Source organism: Bacteroides faecium, assembly GCF_012113595.1.
Lineage (GTDB): Bacteria > Bacteroidota > Bacteroidia > Bacteroidales > Bacteroidaceae > Bacteroides > Bacteroides faecium.
In genome coordinates, this window is record NZ_CP050831.1 from 1398622 (window position 1) to 1417174 (window position 18553).

Below are 18553 nucleotides of genomic sequence, written 5' to 3' on the forward strand. Positions count from 1 at the left end.
CAAAAGTTCCAATTACGATTGAAACTTTTGCTATATTTGTGCTTGGTTTAAAATATGATTGAACATGAAAAGCTATATTCCCCGTCCTTTATATACCAAGAGAATAGAACCTTTTATCAATAAAGAAGTGATAAAAGTGATAACCGGTCAACGTAGAACAGGCAAGAGCTATATTCTTTTGCAAATATCAGATATGATAAAAAAAGAGAGACCGGAAGCCAATATAATTTTCGTGGATAAAGAACAGCTCGCTTTTGTAGCTATTAAAAACTACATGGATCTTTATCAATATGTATTGAAAATGACGGCAGGACACAGCTATAACTATCTCTTTGTAGATGAGATACAGGAGATAGAAGATTTCCAATTATGCTTGCGAAGTTTATTGAACGAAAACAAATGCGACATTTATTGTACGGGAAGCAATGCAAAGATGCTTTCCGGTGAACTTGCCACTCATCTGGCAGGAAGATATATAGAGTTTCCTGTTCATTCACTCAGTTATGAAGAGTTCCTGACATTCAATCGGCGGCAAGATTCTTCGGAAAGTTTGAGACTTTATCTCACCTTTGGGGGAATGCCTTATATCCATAATTTGGCAATGGAAACCAATGTTATATTCGAGTACCTGAGAAATGTTTACTCTACTATCTTGTTGAAAGATGTGGTTGCGCGGGAAGCTATTCGGAATGTATCTTTTCTGGAGAATCTGGTAGCTTATCTGATAGACAATACCGGTTCTCTTTTTTCTGCCCAGAATATCAGCAAGTACTTGAAGTCACAACAGGTAAACATACCTACGCAAACCATCTTGAACTATCTGAGAGCATTGTGCAACAGCTTTTTTGTCTATAAAATACAGCGGGCGGAAACTCAAGGGATGAAAATTTTCGAGATTGGTGAAAAGTACTATTTTGAAGACTTGGGACTGCACAACGCCATACGCCATTTTGATTTCCGCAAAGACATCAATAAATTAATGGAGAATGTTGTCTGTATTGATTTGCTAAGATTTGGTTATGAGGTATATGTCGGAAAGTACGGAAATAAAGAAATAGATTTCATTGCTTCCAAAAATGATCATCGGATTTATATTCAAGTAACATATATGCTTTCTGACGATTCAACTATCCAGCGAGAATTCGGCAATCTGCTGGAAATTCCGGATAATTATCCTAAGTATGTAGTCACTATGGACGAAATGCAGAGTGGAGGTAATTATCAGGGAATCAAACAAATCTCACTGCGTGATTTCTTGCTGGCGGAAGACAAGGAAAATATAAGAAGGCCGCTGTGAAATCATAAATACGCCGGATTATGGAATATGTATCATCAGGAAGAAAGTTGCTGCCATACGGCATGATGAAGAACGCTATTGGCACTACGCGACTATACAAGATTGTAGTAGTGTATAAAGGTATGGAAATGAGAGTTTGCGAGGAGGTGAACTCTTGAGATACAGCACTCGATAGCTGTTAATTATCAGAGAAAGAAGTAGAGAGCCTATAAAGTAATATTCATTTCCGTGCGGAAATGAATGAAAATTTGTTTTCAATTACTGATTCGTATAAGTAGAACATGAACTTTTGAACCATAAATTTCATCTGTTTCACCTTATCTCTGAAACATCGATGAATAAGGAGATAGCGGGTGAAAGCGTAGAAAAAATCAAGGTGAAATCTCCCGTTATCGCTTTCACCTTTCAAATTATTTATACCGATTGCTGAACATATAGAGCCACCGTACTGAATATATAGATTCAATGCGGTGAGTATATAGATACAATGCGTTGAATATATAGATCTACCAACTCAAGTGTTAATAGATGAAAGTCAAGGTATTAACACCTGACATCCTGACTATTAACACCTGATGGATTATCTGTTAATACCTGACAGTGGATTTGCTATAAGCATATTTTCATTAGCTATAATGATATCCGGATTAGCTATAATGATACTGGTTTAAGCTCAAGGGATATTTTGAAAAGACAAGGTGAAACCGATAATGTTCTGTTTTTCCAGAATTAGCCACTCGCTTTCACCCGCTATCTCCTTATTTATCGGCATTTCGACAATCAGGTGAAACCGATGAACAGCAATGATCTTATAGTGGAATTTATGATACTTTATTGATTAAGAAAGAGGTAAGTTACGCAGTACTCCGCTATCGAATGATTCAGAATTGCGCAGTTTAGCTCATATCCGTATAGAAATAAACAAAACTATATGTGGATGAACTTGTTCAAACCAGTACTGAAGTAAGCAGAGCCATGTACTTGACTTGTTCAAGTCTCTTACATCATTTCATTGTATGTAGTACTTGTTCCGGTTAAGTCTACTACTAAATAATAAAAGTAAAAACCGCCTTCAGCTTTCAGTTCTTTCCTAAAAGCCCTTTTCATCGGAGTTTTTGCCTGAAAGTAGACCTGAATGCAAAAGCGTATAATTTTAGTTCCTTTTTTGATACTATATCTACTTTAAACAAAGGCTCTGTTTTAGCGAAACGAAGCCTGCATTTCATTAGAACTGAGCCTCTGTTTTACCAAAATAGAGGCTCAATTCTGTTCAGCCCACGCGTCGGTGATTTCCATCCCACGCTCAAAGGAACCCAAGCCCACACTCCACCGACTTTTGCCCACGTGATGAATCTATATACCCCGCTTGTTGGGCATATATATTCAGCGTGGTGAGTATATATACCTACTACGCTGAATATATAGCTCCATCAGCTAATTTAAAAAAACTGAATGCGCTGAAAGCACTCTACCTTGTTTGCAGTATCTTCCTGCGAGGGATATCTTTTTTTGCTTTCAGCCGCTATTTCCTTCTGTCAAGGCGTTTGCAGACAAAACTGAAACGGCTGAAACCGGATTATAACATGAATATTTAATAAGAGGGCTTTGGTAAGGTCAGAACCGGATAGTTGGATATTGTAATCATTGTCTTTTTTGAATAATAACCATTTCTCCGATGAAACGGGCTGATTTGGTGAAAAGTGAATATTTAATGGCTATTTTTAAAATACCTCTTTTTAAAAGCTACCCTACCTTTGCGGCAAGAATGTTAGTCGGAAAAGCTATCCCGGTTCTTCATTCTTAAATCTGATGTCTGTGAGATTTATTTTGTTAGCTAATGAATATATGAATCTTTATTATTAAATGTAGTATTATGAAAAAAAAGAAGCTTATGAAAAAACAAAGCTGCTTTGTTGTTCTTATGATGATGCTCCTATTATTCCCTTCGGGAGCGTTTGCACAGCAACAAATGATTAAAGGACAAGTGGTGGATGATAAGGGGGAAACCATTATTGGAGCTACTGTCATGGTGAAAGGAGCAAAAGAAGGTACTTTGACCGACATTGACGGTAACTTTTCTGTCAAAGGTAAAGTCGGCAATACCTTAGCTATCTCTTATGTGGGTTATTCTCCCCTCGAAGTAAAAGTGACAAAACTTGAAGGAAACCGCTTCGTACTGCGGGAAGACTCTAAACTTCTTGATGAAGTCGTTGTAGTAGGTATGGACAAGCAGAAACGTAATACCATTACGGCGGCCGTAGCTACTGTAAGTTCTGATGCTATTGTCAATCGTCCTGTAACAGATTTGACAAGTGCCCTTCAAGGTAATGTAGCCGGTTTGAATTTTTCATCTGATGCGGTAGCTGATGGTGTCGGTGGTGAAACTGGTGCGGAAATCAAATTTAATATCCGTGGTGTAGGTTCTATTAATGGAGGTGAGCCATATGTGTTGGTAGACGGAATAGAGCAAAGCATGCAGAATGTAAATCCTGCCGATATTGAAAGTATCAGTGTCTTGAAGGATGCTTCAGCTTCTGCTGTTTATGGAGCTCGCGCAGCTTATGGCGTGGTATTGGTAACGACCAAAAGCGGTAAAAAAGAGAAAACGCGTGTTACTTATCGTGGAACGGTAGGTTTCAGTTCTCCTATCAATATGCCGGAAATGATGAATTCATTGGAATTTGCCAAATATGTGAACGAACGCAGTGACAATATGAATGTAAAGCATTGGATATCCGATGACTTGATTAAGAAGATGGAAGGATTTATCGAGAATCCGTATTCTGCAGAATACCCAGGTGTGGGGCCTAACCAGAATAATACGGACTGGGCAGGTTCAAAAGATGCTGTATATGCTAACACAGATTGGTTCGATTACTATTTTAAAGATGCCGCCATCCGTCATTCACACAATTTGAGTGTGACGGGAGGTTCGGATAAGTTCAACTATTATGTAGGTCTGGGTTACACTTATCAAGAGGGGTTACTCGATCAAGTAGAGGATAATTTGAGCAAATACAATGCTAACACAAAATTCCAGATTATAGCTAATAAATGGTTGAAATTTAATTTCAATAATAATATTACATTGAATATTCTGAAACGTCCGATGGCTAATCAGACCTATTTTTATGGTACCGCAGGTAAAGCATTCCCAAATACTCCGACGCATTTGCCGGTGGAATCCGAGTATAACCTACCGACATGGAATGAATTTCTGTATATGAAGCAATCACATTATCTGCAGAATCGTATTTCTGATGCCATGACTTTTTCCACCACAATTACTCCGTTGGAAGGATGGGATATTGTAGGAGAAATGAAAGTACGTTTTGATATTGAAAATAACAGTTTTGAGCGTGGCAAACCTATTTTTGAGAAGCCGCAAGGCGATTTGAATGTAATTGTAGGCACAAGGCAGGGATATGTATACCCAGGCATGAACTGGAAAAATTCCCAATGGGGTTCCTATACGCGGGGAAATGCATTTAATTATTACCTTTCTCCTAATGTATCGTCATCCTATAATCATCAATGGGGTGAACATTTCTTTAAGGCTATGGCAGGTTTTCAGATGGAACTGCAGGAAAACTCCAACGGCTATACTTATAAGGATGGCATTCTTGGAAGCGACATCTTCTCGTTTGTAAATGCGAATGGAAACTTGTATGCCGGAGATGAGCGTACTCATTGGTCTACAATGGGTATGTATGCCAAGTTGAACTGGAATTATCAAAATGTATATTTTCTGGAATTCAGCGGACGTTATGACGGTTCTTCCCGTTTTGCTCCGGGACATCGTTGGGGCTTTTTCCCTTCTTTTTCCGCTGGTTATGATATGGCTCGCACAGATTATTTCAAAGCATGGAATCTTCCATTTTCCCAATTGAAGGTGCGTCTTTCCTACGGACGTTTGGGCAATCAGAACGGAGCGGGGCTATATGACTATTTCGGAACAATGATATTGAGTGCCGATGATGCCAGCGCATGGTTATTGCCGGGTGCTAATGCGACTCCTGCTCGAGGTACGATTGCCAAAACTCCTAAAATGGTGAGTCCTTATATTACTTGGGAGAAAGTAGACAATGCCAATCTTGGTCTTGATTTGATGTTGTTTGATGATCGTCTCTCTATCACTGCTGATATTTATCAGCGTACAACCCGAGATGTGATTGGCCCGGCAGAAGCTATTCCTTCTATTGGAGGTATTTCGACTGACGACCGTGCCAAAGTAAATAATGCAACTTTACGCAACCGTGGCTGGGAATTATCTGTCAATTGGCATGATAAGTTGAAATGTGGATTTAGCTATGGTGTTGGTTTTAATGTATTCAATTATAAGGCTGTAGTTACGAAATATAATAACCCTGAAGGATTGATATTCAATAATCATACAGGTCTGGCACGTAATAAAGGCTATTATGAAGGAATGGATTTGGGTGAAATATGGGGTTATCAGGCTGATGAGCTTTTTATGAGCAATCGTGAAGTAGACGAGTATCTTAGAACAGTAGACCTGAGTTTCTTTAAGGCGGATAACTTATGGCAACGGGGTGATTTGAAATACATTGATTCTGATGGCAGCGGGAAAGTGGATCCGGGCAAAGGTACTTTGGCAGACCACGGTGATTTGAAGGTTATTGGTAATGCTACTCCAAAGTATTCTTTTGGTATCAATCTGAACGTAGGATATAAAGGATTTGAAGTGTCCGCTCTTTTTCAAGGGGTGGCCAAGAGACAATTTCCGATGGCAGCGAGTACTTATCTCTTTGGTGGAGACAACTATTTCAAAGAACACCTCGATTACTTTAATGCCCAGCATCCTAATGGATATTTGCCGCGTCTGACTGAAATGAATACGAAGGACTATGAAGCAAATGTAGGCTATAATACGACACGTTACTTACTGAATGCAGCTTATATGCGCATGAAGAACCTGATGATATCTTACAACTTTAATCCTCAATTATTGAGGCATATCGGTTTAAGTAATCTGAAAGTGTATTTCACTTGCGATAACTTATTTACGATTTCCAAACTGCCGAAACAGTTCGATCCGGAAACACTCAATCAGGTGAATACATGGGGAGGTGGTAGCAATGAATCTGCTCCTGGCCTTACTTCACCACAGAATGCAAATGGTAACGGAAAAGTCTATCCTATGAATCGAAACTTTGTGTTTGGACTTGATTTCACATTTTAATTAGAGAGGAAATATCATGAAAAAGAAAATAATTATCCTGACGGCTTTTGTGGGTATGATGTTGTTGTCTGCTTGTTCTGATTTTTTAGACAGGAAACCATTGACAGTGCCCGGTAATGAAACATTTTTGGCAAGCCGCGAACAGGTAGAAAACTATATTAATGGTTTGTATTTGGCATTACCTGCTCCTACACAGTATGGAATGGGAGTCAGAGGAGAAGAAAAAAATAGTGATAACATTTTGGCAGAAAAGTACGACAGACGGCTGAATGGTGAGAACAATGAGTTTAGCGGTGCTTCCGAATGGTCAAAAGGATATCAGAATTTACGTAATGTGAATTATTTTTTTCATTATTATTGTGTTCCTGAAGGAGTAGAGAGTGATGATATCCGCTCGCTTAGAGGAGAAGCTTATTTTCTCCGCGCTTATTGGCATTTTTATCTGCTTACTCGTTTCGGTGACATACCTCTCATGAATGACTTTTGGGATAATAATGCAACGGTGGCAGGGTTGCAAATCCCGTCTTCCAAACGTGCAGATGTTGCCCGGTTTATTTTGAGCGACTTGAAGGCTGCGGTCGGTGAAGTTGCCGAGGCAAATGCCAAACTGTATTCGCGTGATAAATATCAAGGATTGCGAATCAACAAAGAAGCTGCTACTATTTTAGCTATGCGTGTAGCTCTGTACGAAGGCTCATGGGAGAAGTACCACAAGGGAACCCAATTTGTTACGGAGGACAACTCCGAAGAGTTCTTTAAAGAGGTGCTGGCTTGGGGGGATGAAAAATTATTTCCGGCTAAATTGACTTTGAACACTATGGAGACCGATAAAGATGCTGTTGAAAAAGGGGATCCCTTTGCACATTTATTCAATAAGAGTGATCTTTCACAAGTACAGGAAGCTGTTTTTTGGAAAAAATATTCTTTGTCTGGTGGTGTATTTCATAATTTATCCGCCTTACTTGCAGCAGGAACAGTAGATGGACAGGGACCGTCTGGTTTGTCAAAATCATTGGTTGATAATTATCTGAATGAAGATGGAACATTCATTGACCCAACAGACGAAAAGTACAAGAACTTTAATGTTATGTTTGAGAAACGTGATTTGCGACTTCTTGAAACGGTAATGCATACAAACTGTAAATATCGTTCGACAGTTGGCGCTAAAGGTTCGAAGCCGATGAATGTGAAAGCCTTTGATTTGGATAATGATGATAATAATAAGGAGATTTCATCTCCGGGATTGAATGGTGACGGTACTAGTAAAAACGTAACTGGATTTCACATCCGACTGGGCATTGATACTACTTTCGTAGATGGTAACAGTGAAACTGCTATTATTTTATTTCGGTATGCAGAAGGGCTGCTCTGCTATGCAGAGGCTGCTGCTGAATTAGATAAGTGGGATGATAATGTAGCGGGAAAAACATTGAAGCCACTACGTGAGAGAGCAGGTGTGAAATATGTAGCACCGCAATCTGATCCTCATTTTCCGTTTACAGGGCTTACCCCAGTGTTGCAGGAGATCCGTCGTGAAAGACGTTCGGAACTAGCCCTTCAAGGTTTCCGTTTGGATGACTTGATGCGTTGGCGTCAGGCAGGAATCTTGAAAGGTGTGGAAGGCCGTGGCAGAGGTGCTTATTTGGGAGAAGATGAAGTGCTGTATCAGAGTTTCTCACCTGATGCGAGAAAATCATTGAGGCTGGTGCTGACAGATAAGAAAGGATGGATGGATCCGTTGTATCAATACCTGCCGAATGGTTATTTGTTCAATGAAAACCGGGATTATTTATTACCGATACCACCGGATGAGTTACAGTTGAATCATGAGTTGCATCAGAACCCGGGTTGGGGAGATGTTAGTGAATGAATATTTCATTTATAATAAATCAAACGATTATGTTAAAAAAGATTCTATATATATTTTTACCTGTTAGCTTGCTTACGATAGGCTTTGCAGGTTGTAATGACGATGATGTGGTAGATCCGCTACCGGAGACTGTGCCCTTGATAGTAGAAGCTAGTGCAGAAAGCTTTGTACAGGGGGAGACTCTAACTCTGACTTTTAGGGTGAAGGATGACAATAAGGAGGGATTATCGTCTAATGAAGATTTTGATATTTATTTATCTGCCAAAGACGGGGCGATAGATGTATCAAAAGAACTTTTCATATCTTTTCCTTCAATGGTAACTTTTAAAAAAGGAGAAGAGTCATTGAAAGTTGATTTGCCGATTATAAAGGAGGGAATGAAAGAAAGAGAGAAACGTTATGTTAATATCGTAGCTTTTGTTCGTGGTTATAATGTAACAAACTCTTCACAGGAAATTGTTATCTCTGACCTTCATTATATTACAATGTCGATAAAGAGCAACTCGGATAGAGTGATTGAAGAAGGTGCTTCGTTCACCATTCAGGCTACTCTTCCCGTTCCGGTAGAGGATGATACAGATATAAATATAACAGTTCCAGAAGACCAGAAAAGTTTTTATGAGACACTACCGACAAAATTGACTATAAAGGCAGGAGAAAAATCTGGTGAAGTGATAGCTGCAACAAAACATAATCTTTCTCCTACCAAAGATGAGATATTGGTGTTGGAGTTTTCTACTCTTTCAGTTGTTCATCCGTTGGATAATGAGAAAATAGAAATAACGATGAAAGACCTTGAAGCGGAAAAGGGCTCTAAACTTCTGGATGAACGCTGGGTATATGACCGTCCTGGACTTCCTTTTACTTCCGGTACGCGTAAAGAAGGTGGCGAGGATGCTGTTATTAAGAAGTATGGCGAGGCTCAATCCATGTCGGCGCTTACTCCTCATCCTAATGCTGAATTAGCTGCGGCAGGCTGGAAATTCTATAATGCATGGGAATTTCATAGAGTAGGGAATACTAATGACATGTGGCAATATAAGGATGCTTATGATACTTATGTACCTTTGTGCTTGGCAGCTCAGAACACCACAACTGCACAAACATCTGCTGCCGTTATAAATGACCAATTCTCAAATATTATCGAGGATGGATATTTACGGATGATAGAAATGAAAATTAAGTCTAATGCGACAGCTCCGGCAAAAGGAGAGCGAGATTATGGAACTGCCGCTTTCTACTCCGGTTCATTTGCTAATGCATATAAGGCGAATAGTACATTGATATTAGAAGGTTCCAGAATGGAGATTCGAGCTCGTGTCCGCGGCAGGAAACAAGGATTTAATATGGCTATCTGGTTATGGGGGAATGCGGATTCGCCTTATGGAGAGATTGATATTCTTGAAAATCCAGCCACTACAGATGGCAATAACAGAGCATTCCAGACATTCCACGTAGGGGAAGATGGCAATACGGCCAAAAGCGTAAATAGTCTGCAGACCTTGAGTAACATGAGTGAATGGAATATTTACTGGATGGAATGGCGTGACGCTAATACGGTCGTTGTGGGCATTAATGGTGAAACAACTTATACATTAACAAGCGCTAACTCGATTGTTAATGGAAACTGGCCGTTTACTAATGAAAGAAATCCAAAGGGGCTTAAATTTATTCTTACTATGGGAGCACCTAATAAATGGGCTTTGAATGGACAAGGTGATGATTGGAAACCTGATGCAAATTGGGATATAGGTTTTAGGGATTATGATAATTATAAACGGGATCGTGATAATGAAAATATTCCTCGTTTGGAAATAGACTGGGTTCGTACGTATATAAATAAAGCGAGTATAACAGAGTATGAGAGTACAGGAGTATCGAAAAACGGAACTAAATTCTATTAATCATAAACTGTCTTAATTAATTTTCGCAAGTGCCTTATTCAGTCTTCAATAAAAAGAGGCAAAAGAGGTACTTGCGATTTTTTTAATAACCAATTGACTATCAAATCATGACGAAATACATCTTAATCATTTGTATGCTGTTTGCGTCCATAACGGGTGCATGCGCGGACAACTTGACATCCCCCCCTATTTCAATAGTTCCCTGTCCGGTGCAGGTCGTGCCGGGCGAGGGCAACTTTACCTTCTCTTCTCAAACGCTGTTTTCGGTAGAGAACCATGAGCAGGCTGTCATCGTCCGCAACTTTATAAACTTGTTGAAGAGAAGCTCGGGGATCACCCCACAGTTGGCAATAGGTGGCAGTGAGAAGAGTCATGTCCGTTTTACAACCGACTCTTCTTTAAAAAGCGAAGCCTATCAGTTGGCAGTTACTCCGGAGCAGATTCAGGTAAAGGCATCGGATATAAAAGGTTTCTTCTATGCATTGCAGACCATCCGCCTGCTGTTGCCGTCGGCTGTCGAAGGCAATCAACAGGCTAAGAATATCCAATGGAGCATTCCCGCAGTAACCATTCAGGATGAGCCGCGCTTCGGCTATCGGGCATTGATGCTGGATGCAGCCCGCTTCTTCATCCCCAAGGAAAACGTGTTGCGTATCATCGACAGTATGGGTATGCTCAAAATCAATACCCTTCATTTCCATCTCACGGACGATAACGGCTGGCGATTGGAAATCAAGAAATATCCCCGCCTGACGGAAGTGGGAGCATGGAGAGTGAACCGCATGGACGTTCCCTTCTATTTCCGCCGTAACGCCGAACCGGGTGAACCCACTCCTATCGGTGGATTTTATACACAGGAAGATATTAAAGAAATGGTCTCCTATGCTGCCGACCGCCAGATAGAAATTATCCCCGAAATAGATATGCCGGCTCACAGCAACGCTGCACTGGCTGCCTATCCGCAACTGGCCTGCCCCGTAGTAGACAGTTACATCGGAGTAATTCCGGGTTTGGGCGGAAGTAATTCGGGAGTGATTTATTGTGCCGGAAACGATAGTGCATTTACATTCTTGCAAGATGTTTTAGATGAAGTGATGGCAATCTTCCCTTCACGATATATTCATCTGGGAGGAGATGAGGCGCAGAAAGGGTACTGGAAAAAATGCCCGCTTTGCCAGCAGCGGATAAAGAAAGAGCACCTTGCCAACGAAGAAGACCTGCAAGGTTACTTTATGAAACGGATGAGCGACTATGTACGCAGCAAAGGACGCGAAGTGATAGGTTGGGATGAACTGACAAATAGCAGTTTCCTGCCGGAAGGTGTTATCATCCAAGGCTGGCGCGGACTCGGTACGGCTGCTTTGAAAGCCGCGGAAAAAGGACATCAGTTCATTATGACCCCTGCCCGCATCTTGTATCTGATTCGTTATCAAGGCCCGCAATGGTTCGAACCCCAAACCTATTTCGGAAATAACACGCTGAAAGACATCTACGATTACGAACCTGTGCAAGCGGACTGGAAACTGGAATATGCTTCTTTGCTCATGGGCGTACAGGCATCCATGTGGACGGAGTTCTGCAACAAGCCGGAAGATGTCGATTATTTAGTGTTCCCCCGTCTTGCCGCCCTGGCGGAAGTGGCATGGACACAGCCCGAACACAAGGACTGGAGTGCGTTCTTGAAAGGACTGGATGCCTATAATGAGCATCTGACAGCTAAAGGCATCGTTTACGCCCGTTCAATGTACAATATTCAGCATACGGTAACTCCAAACAACGGAATGCTTGAAGTGAAACTGGAATGTATCCGTCCCGATATGGAGATACATTATACGACGGATGGCAGCGAACCTACGGCAACCTCACCGATCTATGAAAAAATAGTGCTTGTAAAAGAGGCGCTTACCCTAAAAAGTGCTACTTTTGCGCACGGCAGGCAGATGGGAAAGACATTAATACTCCCTGTCCGGTGGAACCTGGCTACCGCCAAACCTGTACTGGGAACCAATCCGACTGAAAAGCTCCTGACGAATGGAATACGCGGAAGCCTGAAATATTCGGATTTCGAGTGGTGCTCATGGGCGGACAATGATTCTGTCTCTTTTACGATTGACCTGCTGAAGCCGGAAATGCTGAATACATTGACGTTGGGATGCATCACGAACAATGGAATGGCTATCCATAAGCCGGCATCCGTGAAAGTGGAAGTTTCGGATGATAATTCCAAGTTCCGTGAAGCCGCCATGCAGAGCTTCATGCCAGAAGAGATTTTCCGTGAAGGGAATTTTATAGAAAATCTGTCATTGAAACTGGGAGGCGTACAGGCATGTTGTGTACGTGTGACAGCCAAAGGCCCGGGAGTTTGTCCTGCATCTCATGTACGTCCGGGGCAGGTGTCGAGAATCTTTTTTGACGAAGTGATACTGGAGTAAGACAAGTCAGGCAGATGTGAATAAAGTGGCATTGGATAAAACGATAATCAAGTTAATATAAAAGTTATACGTATGAAGAACAAATTACCGGAAAACAATTCCACCCGCCTTGCCTCATTGGACATTCTGAGAGGTTTTGATTTATTTCTCCTGGTCTTTTTTCAACCTGTATTTGCGGCGTTGGTGCGGCAGATGAACCTGCCGTTTCTTAACGACATACTCTACCAGTTTGACCATGAGGTTTGGGAAGGATTCCGTTTCTGGGATTTGGTGATGCCGCTTTTTCTCTTTATGACAGGAGCTTCCATGCCGTTTTCATTGTCGAGATACATAGGGACTACCGGAAGTTATCGGCCTGTTTATCGCAGGATTCTGAAACGGGTCATCCTGTTGTTTATCTTCGGGATGATTGTACAAGGCAATTTGCTTGGCTTGGACAGCCAACATCTTTATTTGTATTCCAATACGTTGCAGTCTATTGCTGTCGGTTATTTTATTGCTGCGGTTATTCAGTTGCACTTCTCGTTCAGGTGGCAGGTCGGGATAACGCTGCTGCTCCTTCTCGTCTACTGGATTCCGATGACGTTTTTCGGTGATTTTACACCCACGGGAAATTTTGCCGAGCAAGTGGACAGATGCGTCTTAGGGTGTTTCCGGGACGGGGTATTTTGGAATGAGGACGGAACTTGGAGCTTCTCTCCATCCTACAACTATACATGGATATGGAGTAGCCTGACATTCGGAGTGACCGTCATGCTCGGAGCGTTTGCCGGAAAAATAATGAAAGAGGGTAAGGCGAACCGGAGAAAGGTGGTGCAAACGTTGCTGGTTGTCGGACTTGTTCTTGTAGGCTTGGCATTGTTGTGGAGTCTGCAGATGCCTATTATCAAACGTATCTGGACAGGTAGTATGACGCTGCTTTCCGGCGGATATTGCTTTCTGCTGATGGCATTGTTCTATTATTGGATTGACTACAAGGGACATACCCGCGGATTGAACTGGCTGAAAGTGTATGGCATGAATTCTATCACAGCTTATCTGTTGGGTGAAGTCGTGAATTTCCGTTGCGTTGCCGCTTCGGTCAGCTACGGGCTTGAGCAATACCTGGGTGGCTATTACTCCGTGTGGCTTACTTTCGCCAATTATCTGATTGTCTTTTTCCTGTTGAGAGCGATGTATAAGAGCGGCTTATTTTTAAAAGTCTGATGAAATGACGATTGATGCAGTAGGCTATATTTAGCTTGCGTATTGGATATATATGCCCAGCGTGCTGGATCTATATACCCAGTACGCTGGATCTATATACCCAATGCGCTGGATCTATATGCCCAATACGCACAGTAAATATCTCCTTGTAAGTAGTTGGTGTACAGCGTTATTCTGCAATGCTTTCCGCTCTCTCCAACGCTATATTAATGTTCGGACAGATATTCTCTTTCCCCAGCAATTCATAGAAGCCGGATTTTTCCAATACCTTGTGTACCTTATCGTTTACGCCGGAAAGGATGACAGTCGTTTTTTCTTTCTGCGACATTTCACAGAGTACAGTCAAGTTGTGGATACCCGTAGAATCAATGAACGGTACTTTTCGCATACGGATGATACGCACTTTCGGGCGGTCACCCAGTTGTGCCATGGTTTCTTCGAATTTGGTAGCGATACCGAAGAAATAAGGACCATTGATTTCGTATACCTCTACGCCTTTGGGGATGATGAGGTTTTCTTCGTGCACGGCAATGTCCGATTCTTTGTTCGGATCAATTTCGTCCGTGATTACGGAGATTTCGGTCGTCTCCATTACACGTTTCATAAAGAGCACGCAGGCAATGATTAATCCTACCTCGATGGCAACGGTCAAATCGAAGATAACCGTAAGGAAGAAAGTGATAAGCAGGACAGTGACGTCTGATTTCGGGTTTTTCAATAAAGCCTTGAATACACGCCAGCCGCTCATATTATACGATACAATGACCAGTACCCCGGCAAGACATGCCATCGGGATATATTGTGCCAGCGGCATCAGGAAAAGCAGGATAAGGAGCAGCACTACCGCATGGATAATTCCGGCTATCGGTGTCTTGCCGCCGTTGTTGATATTCGTCATGGTACGGGCGATGGCTCCGGTAGCGGGGATACCACCGAACAGGGGGGCCACGATATTTGCCGCGCCTTGTGCGATAAGTTCCGTATTGGAGTCGTGGCGGTCGCCAATCACGCCATCGGCTACGGTGGCAGACAACAGCGATTCAATAGCTCCTAATACGGCAATAGTGATAGCCACCGGAAACAACTCTCTGACAGCTTCCCAATCCAAAGCAGGCACGACAGCATCGGGCAGTTCGGATTTAATCGTGAAACGGTCGCCTATCGTCTGGATGCAGTCGATTCCACCGAAAGTCTTCATCAGATAAACGGCAACGGTGACAACGACAATCGCTATCAGTGAGCCGGGAATTTTCTTTGAAAACTTGGGAGTAATGGCGATGATAATAATGCTGACAATACTTACAATGGTGTTCCACCAGTTGATGGTATCGAAATGACGGAAATAAATCATCCACTTGCCGACGAAGTCTCCCGGAACTTTCTCATCTCCGAAGGATAAACCGAAAATATCGGCAATCTGGGTAGTGAAAATGGTGACGGCAATACCGCTGGTGAATCCGACAATGATAGGATAAGGGATGAATTTGATGACCGCTCCGAGCTTGAATACTCCTAGTAATACGAGCAGCACGCCCGCCATAAGCGTGGCTACAATCAATCCGGCTTCGCCATATTGCTGAATGATGCCGTAGATGATAACGATGAAAGCTCCCGTCGGACCACCGATCTGAACCTTGCTTCCACCCAGCAGGGAGATGATGAATCCGGCAATGATAGCGGTGATAATACCTTTTTCGGGCGATACTCCCGATGCGATACCGAAGGCGATGGCCAATGGAAGTGCCACGATACCTACGATGATACCGGCCATCAGGTCCGCCATAAACGTTTCTTTCGAATAATTCTTTAGACAAGAAACCAGTTTGGGTTTAAATTCAAATAGCTTCATTTTTATGAGTTGTTATACGTGTTATCCATCCTTTTTGCAAAGTAGAGGTTGCAAAATTATATAAAATAATCGAAATAAGTATGTTATCCAGCATATTATTTACCTGTTGATAGATTTCATCAATGACCTGATAGTTTTTATTCATAAAGAAAACGTGGTTTATTACGAACAATTCGCTTATATTTGCGTTATAAATAGTACGACAAGTTACGTGTGGTAATCACCAATTTAAAAATATAATAGAATTATGGCTAAGAGTATTAAAGGAACTCAGACAGAGAAGAATCTGTTGACTTCATTCGCAGGAGAATCACAGGCAAGAATGCGTTACACCTATTTCGCAAGTGTGGCTAAAAAAGAAGGTTACGAACAAATTTCTGCAATTTTCACTGAAACGGCTGATCAGGAAAAAGAACATGCAAAACGTATGTTTAAGTTCTTGGAAGGCGGTATGGTTGAAATTACTGCTAGCTATCCGGCTGGTGTAATCGGCACTACACTCGAAAACCTTCGCGCTGCTGCTGCCGGCGAACACGAAGAATGGTCACTGGATTATCCTCACTTTGCAGATGTAGCAGAACAGGAAGGTTTCCCGATGATTGCTGCTATGTACCGCAATATCTCCATCGCTGAAAAAGGTCACGAAGAAAGATATCTGGCTTTTGTGAACAATATCGAAAATATGACTGTATTCGCTAAAGAAGGCGAAGTGGTATGGCAATGCCGTAACTGCGGTTACATCGAAATCGGTAAGGAAGCTCCTGAAGTTTGCCCGGCATGTCTGCATCCGCAAGCATACTTTGAAGTAAAGAAAGAAAACTATTAATCCTACGTCCACGGATTAATCAGATAAAAGAAATGCCGCTTGCAATCATTTGCAAGCGGCATTTCTTTTTTATTTGCGGATACTGTCTTTATAAATAGTAATCGTCCGTTCTCCTGTCGAATCATTTTTGATACTGGTCACATCTCCCCGGGTGGTGAAATACACATAGTTTCCCATATCAAGAAAACGGTAGACTTTTACTCCGTCATGCTCAAACAGATAACTTACTTCGTAGGTTCTGTTGTTCTCGGATTTCCCACTTTTTAGTGGAATGCCTGCATAGCAAGAAGCTAATCCTATTACGCAGAACAAAGAGATAAAGAGTTGAGCGAATATTTTCATACTTATTTCTTTGCGTGCGGATAATCAATCGTATAATGCAATCCGCGGCTTTCCTTGCGTTCCATAGCCTGACGCATAATCAGATAGCCGACATTGACCATATTACGCAATTCGCAGATTTCTTTAGAAGCGACACTGCGTTTAAACAGACTTTCAGTCTCTTCGTAGATAATATCCAGTCTGTCCCAGGCGCGTTTCAGACGGAGGTCGCTGCGGACAATACCCACATAGCTACTCATAATCTGATTTACTTCCTTCATACTCTGTGTAATAAGTATCATTTCTTCCGGAGAACGAGTCCCTTCGTCATTCCATTCGGGAATATTTTCGTTGTAGGTATATTGTTCAACGGTTTCCAAACAGTGCTTGGCGGCAGCATCGGCATAGACCACTGCTTCAATCAATGAGTTTGAAGCCAGGCGGTTACCGCCGTGCAGTCCGGTGCAAGAGCACTCTCCTACTGCGTAAAGGCGTTCGATGGACGACTGTCCGTTTCCGTCTACAAGGATACCGCCACAGAGATAGTGGGCAGCCGGAGCTACCGGGATATATTCTTTGGTGATGTCTATACCCAGACTAAGGCATTTCTCGTAGATATTCGGGAAATGTTTCTTTGTTTCTTCCGGGTCTTTGTGGGTGACGTCCAGATAAACATGGTCGTCTCCGCGATTCTTCATTTCGTTGTCGATGGCACGTGCTACGATGTCACGCGGAGCGAGTGAAAGACGCGAGTCGTATTTCTGCATGAACTCCTTGCCGTCCATGGTGCGGAGTACGCCACCGTAACCGCGCATCGCTTCCGTTATCAGGAAAGAAGGGCGGTCGCCCGGATGATACAGTGCGGTGGGGTGGAACTGGACAAACTCCATATCCTTCACAGTGCCTTTGGCACGGTAAACCATGGCGATACCGTCTCCCGTAGCTACTAACGGATTGGTAGTCGTCTGATAGACAGCTCCTACTCCGCCGGTGGCCATCAGAGTCACTTTAGCGAGATAGGTATCTACCTTTCCGGTTTTCGGGTCGAGGATATAAGCACCATAACATTTAATATCCGGTGTCTGACGGGTAACGGTTACCCCCAAATGATGTTGTGTAAGGATTTCAACGGCAAACTGGTTTTCAATCACCGTGATATTGGGATGCCGTTGTACGGCTTTAATCAGGCTGTCCTGGATTTCTGCTCCCGTATTGTCTTTGTGATGAAGGATACGGAACTCAGAGTGTCCCCCTTCACGGTGCAGGTCAAATTCGCCTTTCTCATTCTTGTCGAAGTCTACGCCCCACTTAATCAGTTCTTCAATTTGCGCAGGAGCTTCGCGCACTACCTTCTCCACTGCGGCACGGTCACTAATCCAGTCTCCGGCAATCATCGTGTCTTCAATGTGTTTGTCGAAATTGTCTACCAGCAGGTTAGTGACAGACGCCACTCCACCTTGTGCGAAGTACGTATTGGCTTCTTCCAACCCACTTTTACAGATAAGAGCAACTTTACCTTTGTGCGCCACTTTCAGCGCAAAACTCATACCGGCAATTCCGGAGCCGATGACGAGGAAATCGAATTTTCTTACCATAGTTTTGTTATTTCTCACCGCAAAGCTACAAAATAAGTTACTTCGTTGTA

The 18553-nt window shown here is 42.4% G+C and carries 11 protein-coding genes and 1 pseudogene; 8 read left to right on the plus strand and 4 right to left on the minus strand.

What is annotated here, in order from left to right; all coding sequences use genetic code 11:
- The first annotated feature begins 64 nt into the window (after positions 1-64).
- The 7 genes and pseudogenes from BacF7301_RS04960 (at position 65) to BacF7301_RS04990 (ending at position 13912) form a co-directional block, all read left to right on the plus strand.
- On the plus strand, positions 65-1297 hold the full coding sequence (locus BacF7301_RS04960) for an ATP-binding protein (RefSeq protein ID WP_167960780.1): 1233 nt from the start codon (positions 65-67) through the stop codon (positions 1295-1297).
- A 65-nt stretch (positions 1298-1362) separates the two neighbouring features.
- Positions 1363-1455: pseudogene (locus tag BacF7301_RS04965) on the plus strand (PD-(D/E)XK nuclease domain-containing protein); the annotation flags it as partial.
- Positions 1456-3170: 1715 nt separating this feature from the next.
- Positions 3171-6500, plus strand: coding sequence for a SusC/RagA family TonB-linked outer membrane protein (locus tag BacF7301_RS04970; RefSeq protein WP_167960782.1), 3330 nt, complete (start codon positions 3171-3173; stop codon positions 6498-6500).
- Positions 6501-6516: 16 nt separating this feature from the next.
- Positions 6517-8370 (plus strand): RagB/SusD family nutrient uptake outer membrane protein, encoded by a 1854-nt coding sequence (locus tag BacF7301_RS04975; protein ID WP_167960784.1) that lies wholly within the window; start codon positions 6517-6519, stop codon positions 8368-8370.
- Positions 8371-8399: 29 nt separating this feature from the next.
- Complete coding sequence (locus tag BacF7301_RS04980) at positions 8400-10274, plus strand: DUF5006 domain-containing protein (RefSeq protein ID WP_167960786.1); 1875 nt, start codon at positions 8400-8402, stop codon at positions 10272-10274.
- 107 nt (positions 10275-10381) lie between these two features.
- A complete protein-coding gene (locus BacF7301_RS04985; RefSeq protein ID WP_167960788.1) occupies positions 10382-12706 on the plus strand; it encodes a glycoside hydrolase family 20 protein in 2325 nt (774 codons plus the stop codon).
- Positions 12707-12778: 72 nt separating this feature from the next.
- A complete protein-coding gene (locus tag BacF7301_RS04990) occupies positions 12779-13912 on the plus strand; it encodes an acyltransferase family protein (protein ID WP_167960790.1) in 1134 nt (377 codons plus the stop codon).
- 169 nt (positions 13913-14081) lie between these two features.
- Here the strand turns inward: BacF7301_RS04990 and BacF7301_RS04995 are convergent, their stop codons facing one another.
- Both BacF7301_RS04995 and BacF7301_RS05000 read right to left on the minus strand, forming a co-directional pair.
- Positions 14082-15761, minus strand: coding sequence for a SulP family inorganic anion transporter (locus BacF7301_RS04995; RefSeq protein ID WP_167960792.1), 1680 nt, complete (start codon positions 15759-15761; stop codon positions 14082-14084).
- The gene (locus BacF7301_RS05000; protein ID WP_167960794.1) at positions 15748-15906 is read right to left on the minus strand and encodes a hypothetical protein; all 159 of its coding nucleotides are present in this window, start codon (positions 15904-15906) and stop codon (positions 15748-15750) included. Before BacF7301_RS05000 ends, BacF7301_RS04995 begins: the two co-directional genes overlap by 14 nt.
- A 102-nt stretch (positions 15907-16008) precedes the next feature.
- Here BacF7301_RS05000 and rbr point away from each other — a divergent pair, with 102 nt between their 5' ends.
- On the plus strand, positions 16009-16587 hold the full coding sequence (gene rbr, locus BacF7301_RS05005; RefSeq protein WP_022138411.1) for a rubrerythrin: 579 nt from the start codon (positions 16009-16011) through the stop codon (positions 16585-16587).
- A gap of 69 nt (positions 16588-16656) precedes the next feature.
- Here the strand turns inward: rbr and BacF7301_RS05010 are convergent, their stop codons facing one another.
- Positions 16657-16929 (minus strand): DUF4884 domain-containing protein, encoded by a 273-nt coding sequence (locus BacF7301_RS05010; RefSeq protein WP_167960796.1) that lies wholly within the window; start codon positions 16927-16929, stop codon positions 16657-16659.
- A gap of 2 nt (positions 16930-16931) precedes the next feature.
- Entirely contained in the window at positions 16932-18503 is a 1572-nt protein-coding gene (gene nadB / locus BacF7301_RS05015) for an L-aspartate oxidase (RefSeq protein WP_167960798.1), read from the minus strand.
- Between the last annotated feature and the right edge of the window lie 50 nt (positions 18504-18553).

Excerpts from the sequence above, each read along its gene's own strand:
- BacF7301_RS04995 (WP_167960792.1), bottom strand. The coding sequence starts at position 15,761 with ATGAAGCTATTTGAATTTAAACCCAAACTGGTTTCTTGTCTAAAGAAT.
- BacF7301_RS04975 (WP_167960784.1), top strand. The coding sequence starts at position 6,517 with ATGAAAAAGAAAATAATTATCCTGACGGCTTTTGTGGGTATGATGTTG.
- BacF7301_RS05000 (WP_167960794.1), bottom strand. The coding sequence starts at position 15,906 with ATGAATAAAAACTATCAGGTCATTGATGAAATCTATCAACAGGTAAAT.
- BacF7301_RS04960 (WP_167960780.1), top strand. The coding sequence starts at position 65 with ATGAAAAGCTATATTCCCCGTCCTTTATATACCAAGAGAATAGAACCT.
- BacF7301_RS04980 (WP_167960786.1), top strand. The coding sequence starts at position 8,400 with ATGTTAAAAAAGATTCTATATATATTTTTACCTGTTAGCTTGCTTACG.
- BacF7301_RS04990 (WP_167960790.1), top strand. The coding sequence starts at position 12,779 with ATGAAGAACAAATTACCGGAAAACAATTCCACCCGCCTTGCCTCATTG.
- BacF7301_RS04985 (WP_167960788.1), top strand. The coding sequence starts at position 10,382 with ATGACGAAATACATCTTAATCATTTGTATGCTGTTTGCGTCCATAACG.
- BacF7301_RS04970 (WP_167960782.1), top strand. The coding sequence starts at position 3,171 with ATGAAAAAAAAGAAGCTTATGAAAAAACAAAGCTGCTTTGTTGTTCTT.
- BacF7301_RS05010 (WP_167960796.1), bottom strand. The coding sequence starts at position 16,929 with ATGAAAATATTCGCTCAACTCTTTATCTCTTTGTTCTGCGTAATAGGA.
- nadB (WP_167960798.1), bottom strand. The coding sequence starts at position 18,503 with ATGGTAAGAAAATTCGATTTCCTCGTCATCGGCTCCGGAATTGCCGGT.
- rbr (WP_022138411.1), top strand. The coding sequence starts at position 16,009 with ATGGCTAAGAGTATTAAAGGAACTCAGACAGAGAAGAATCTGTTGACT.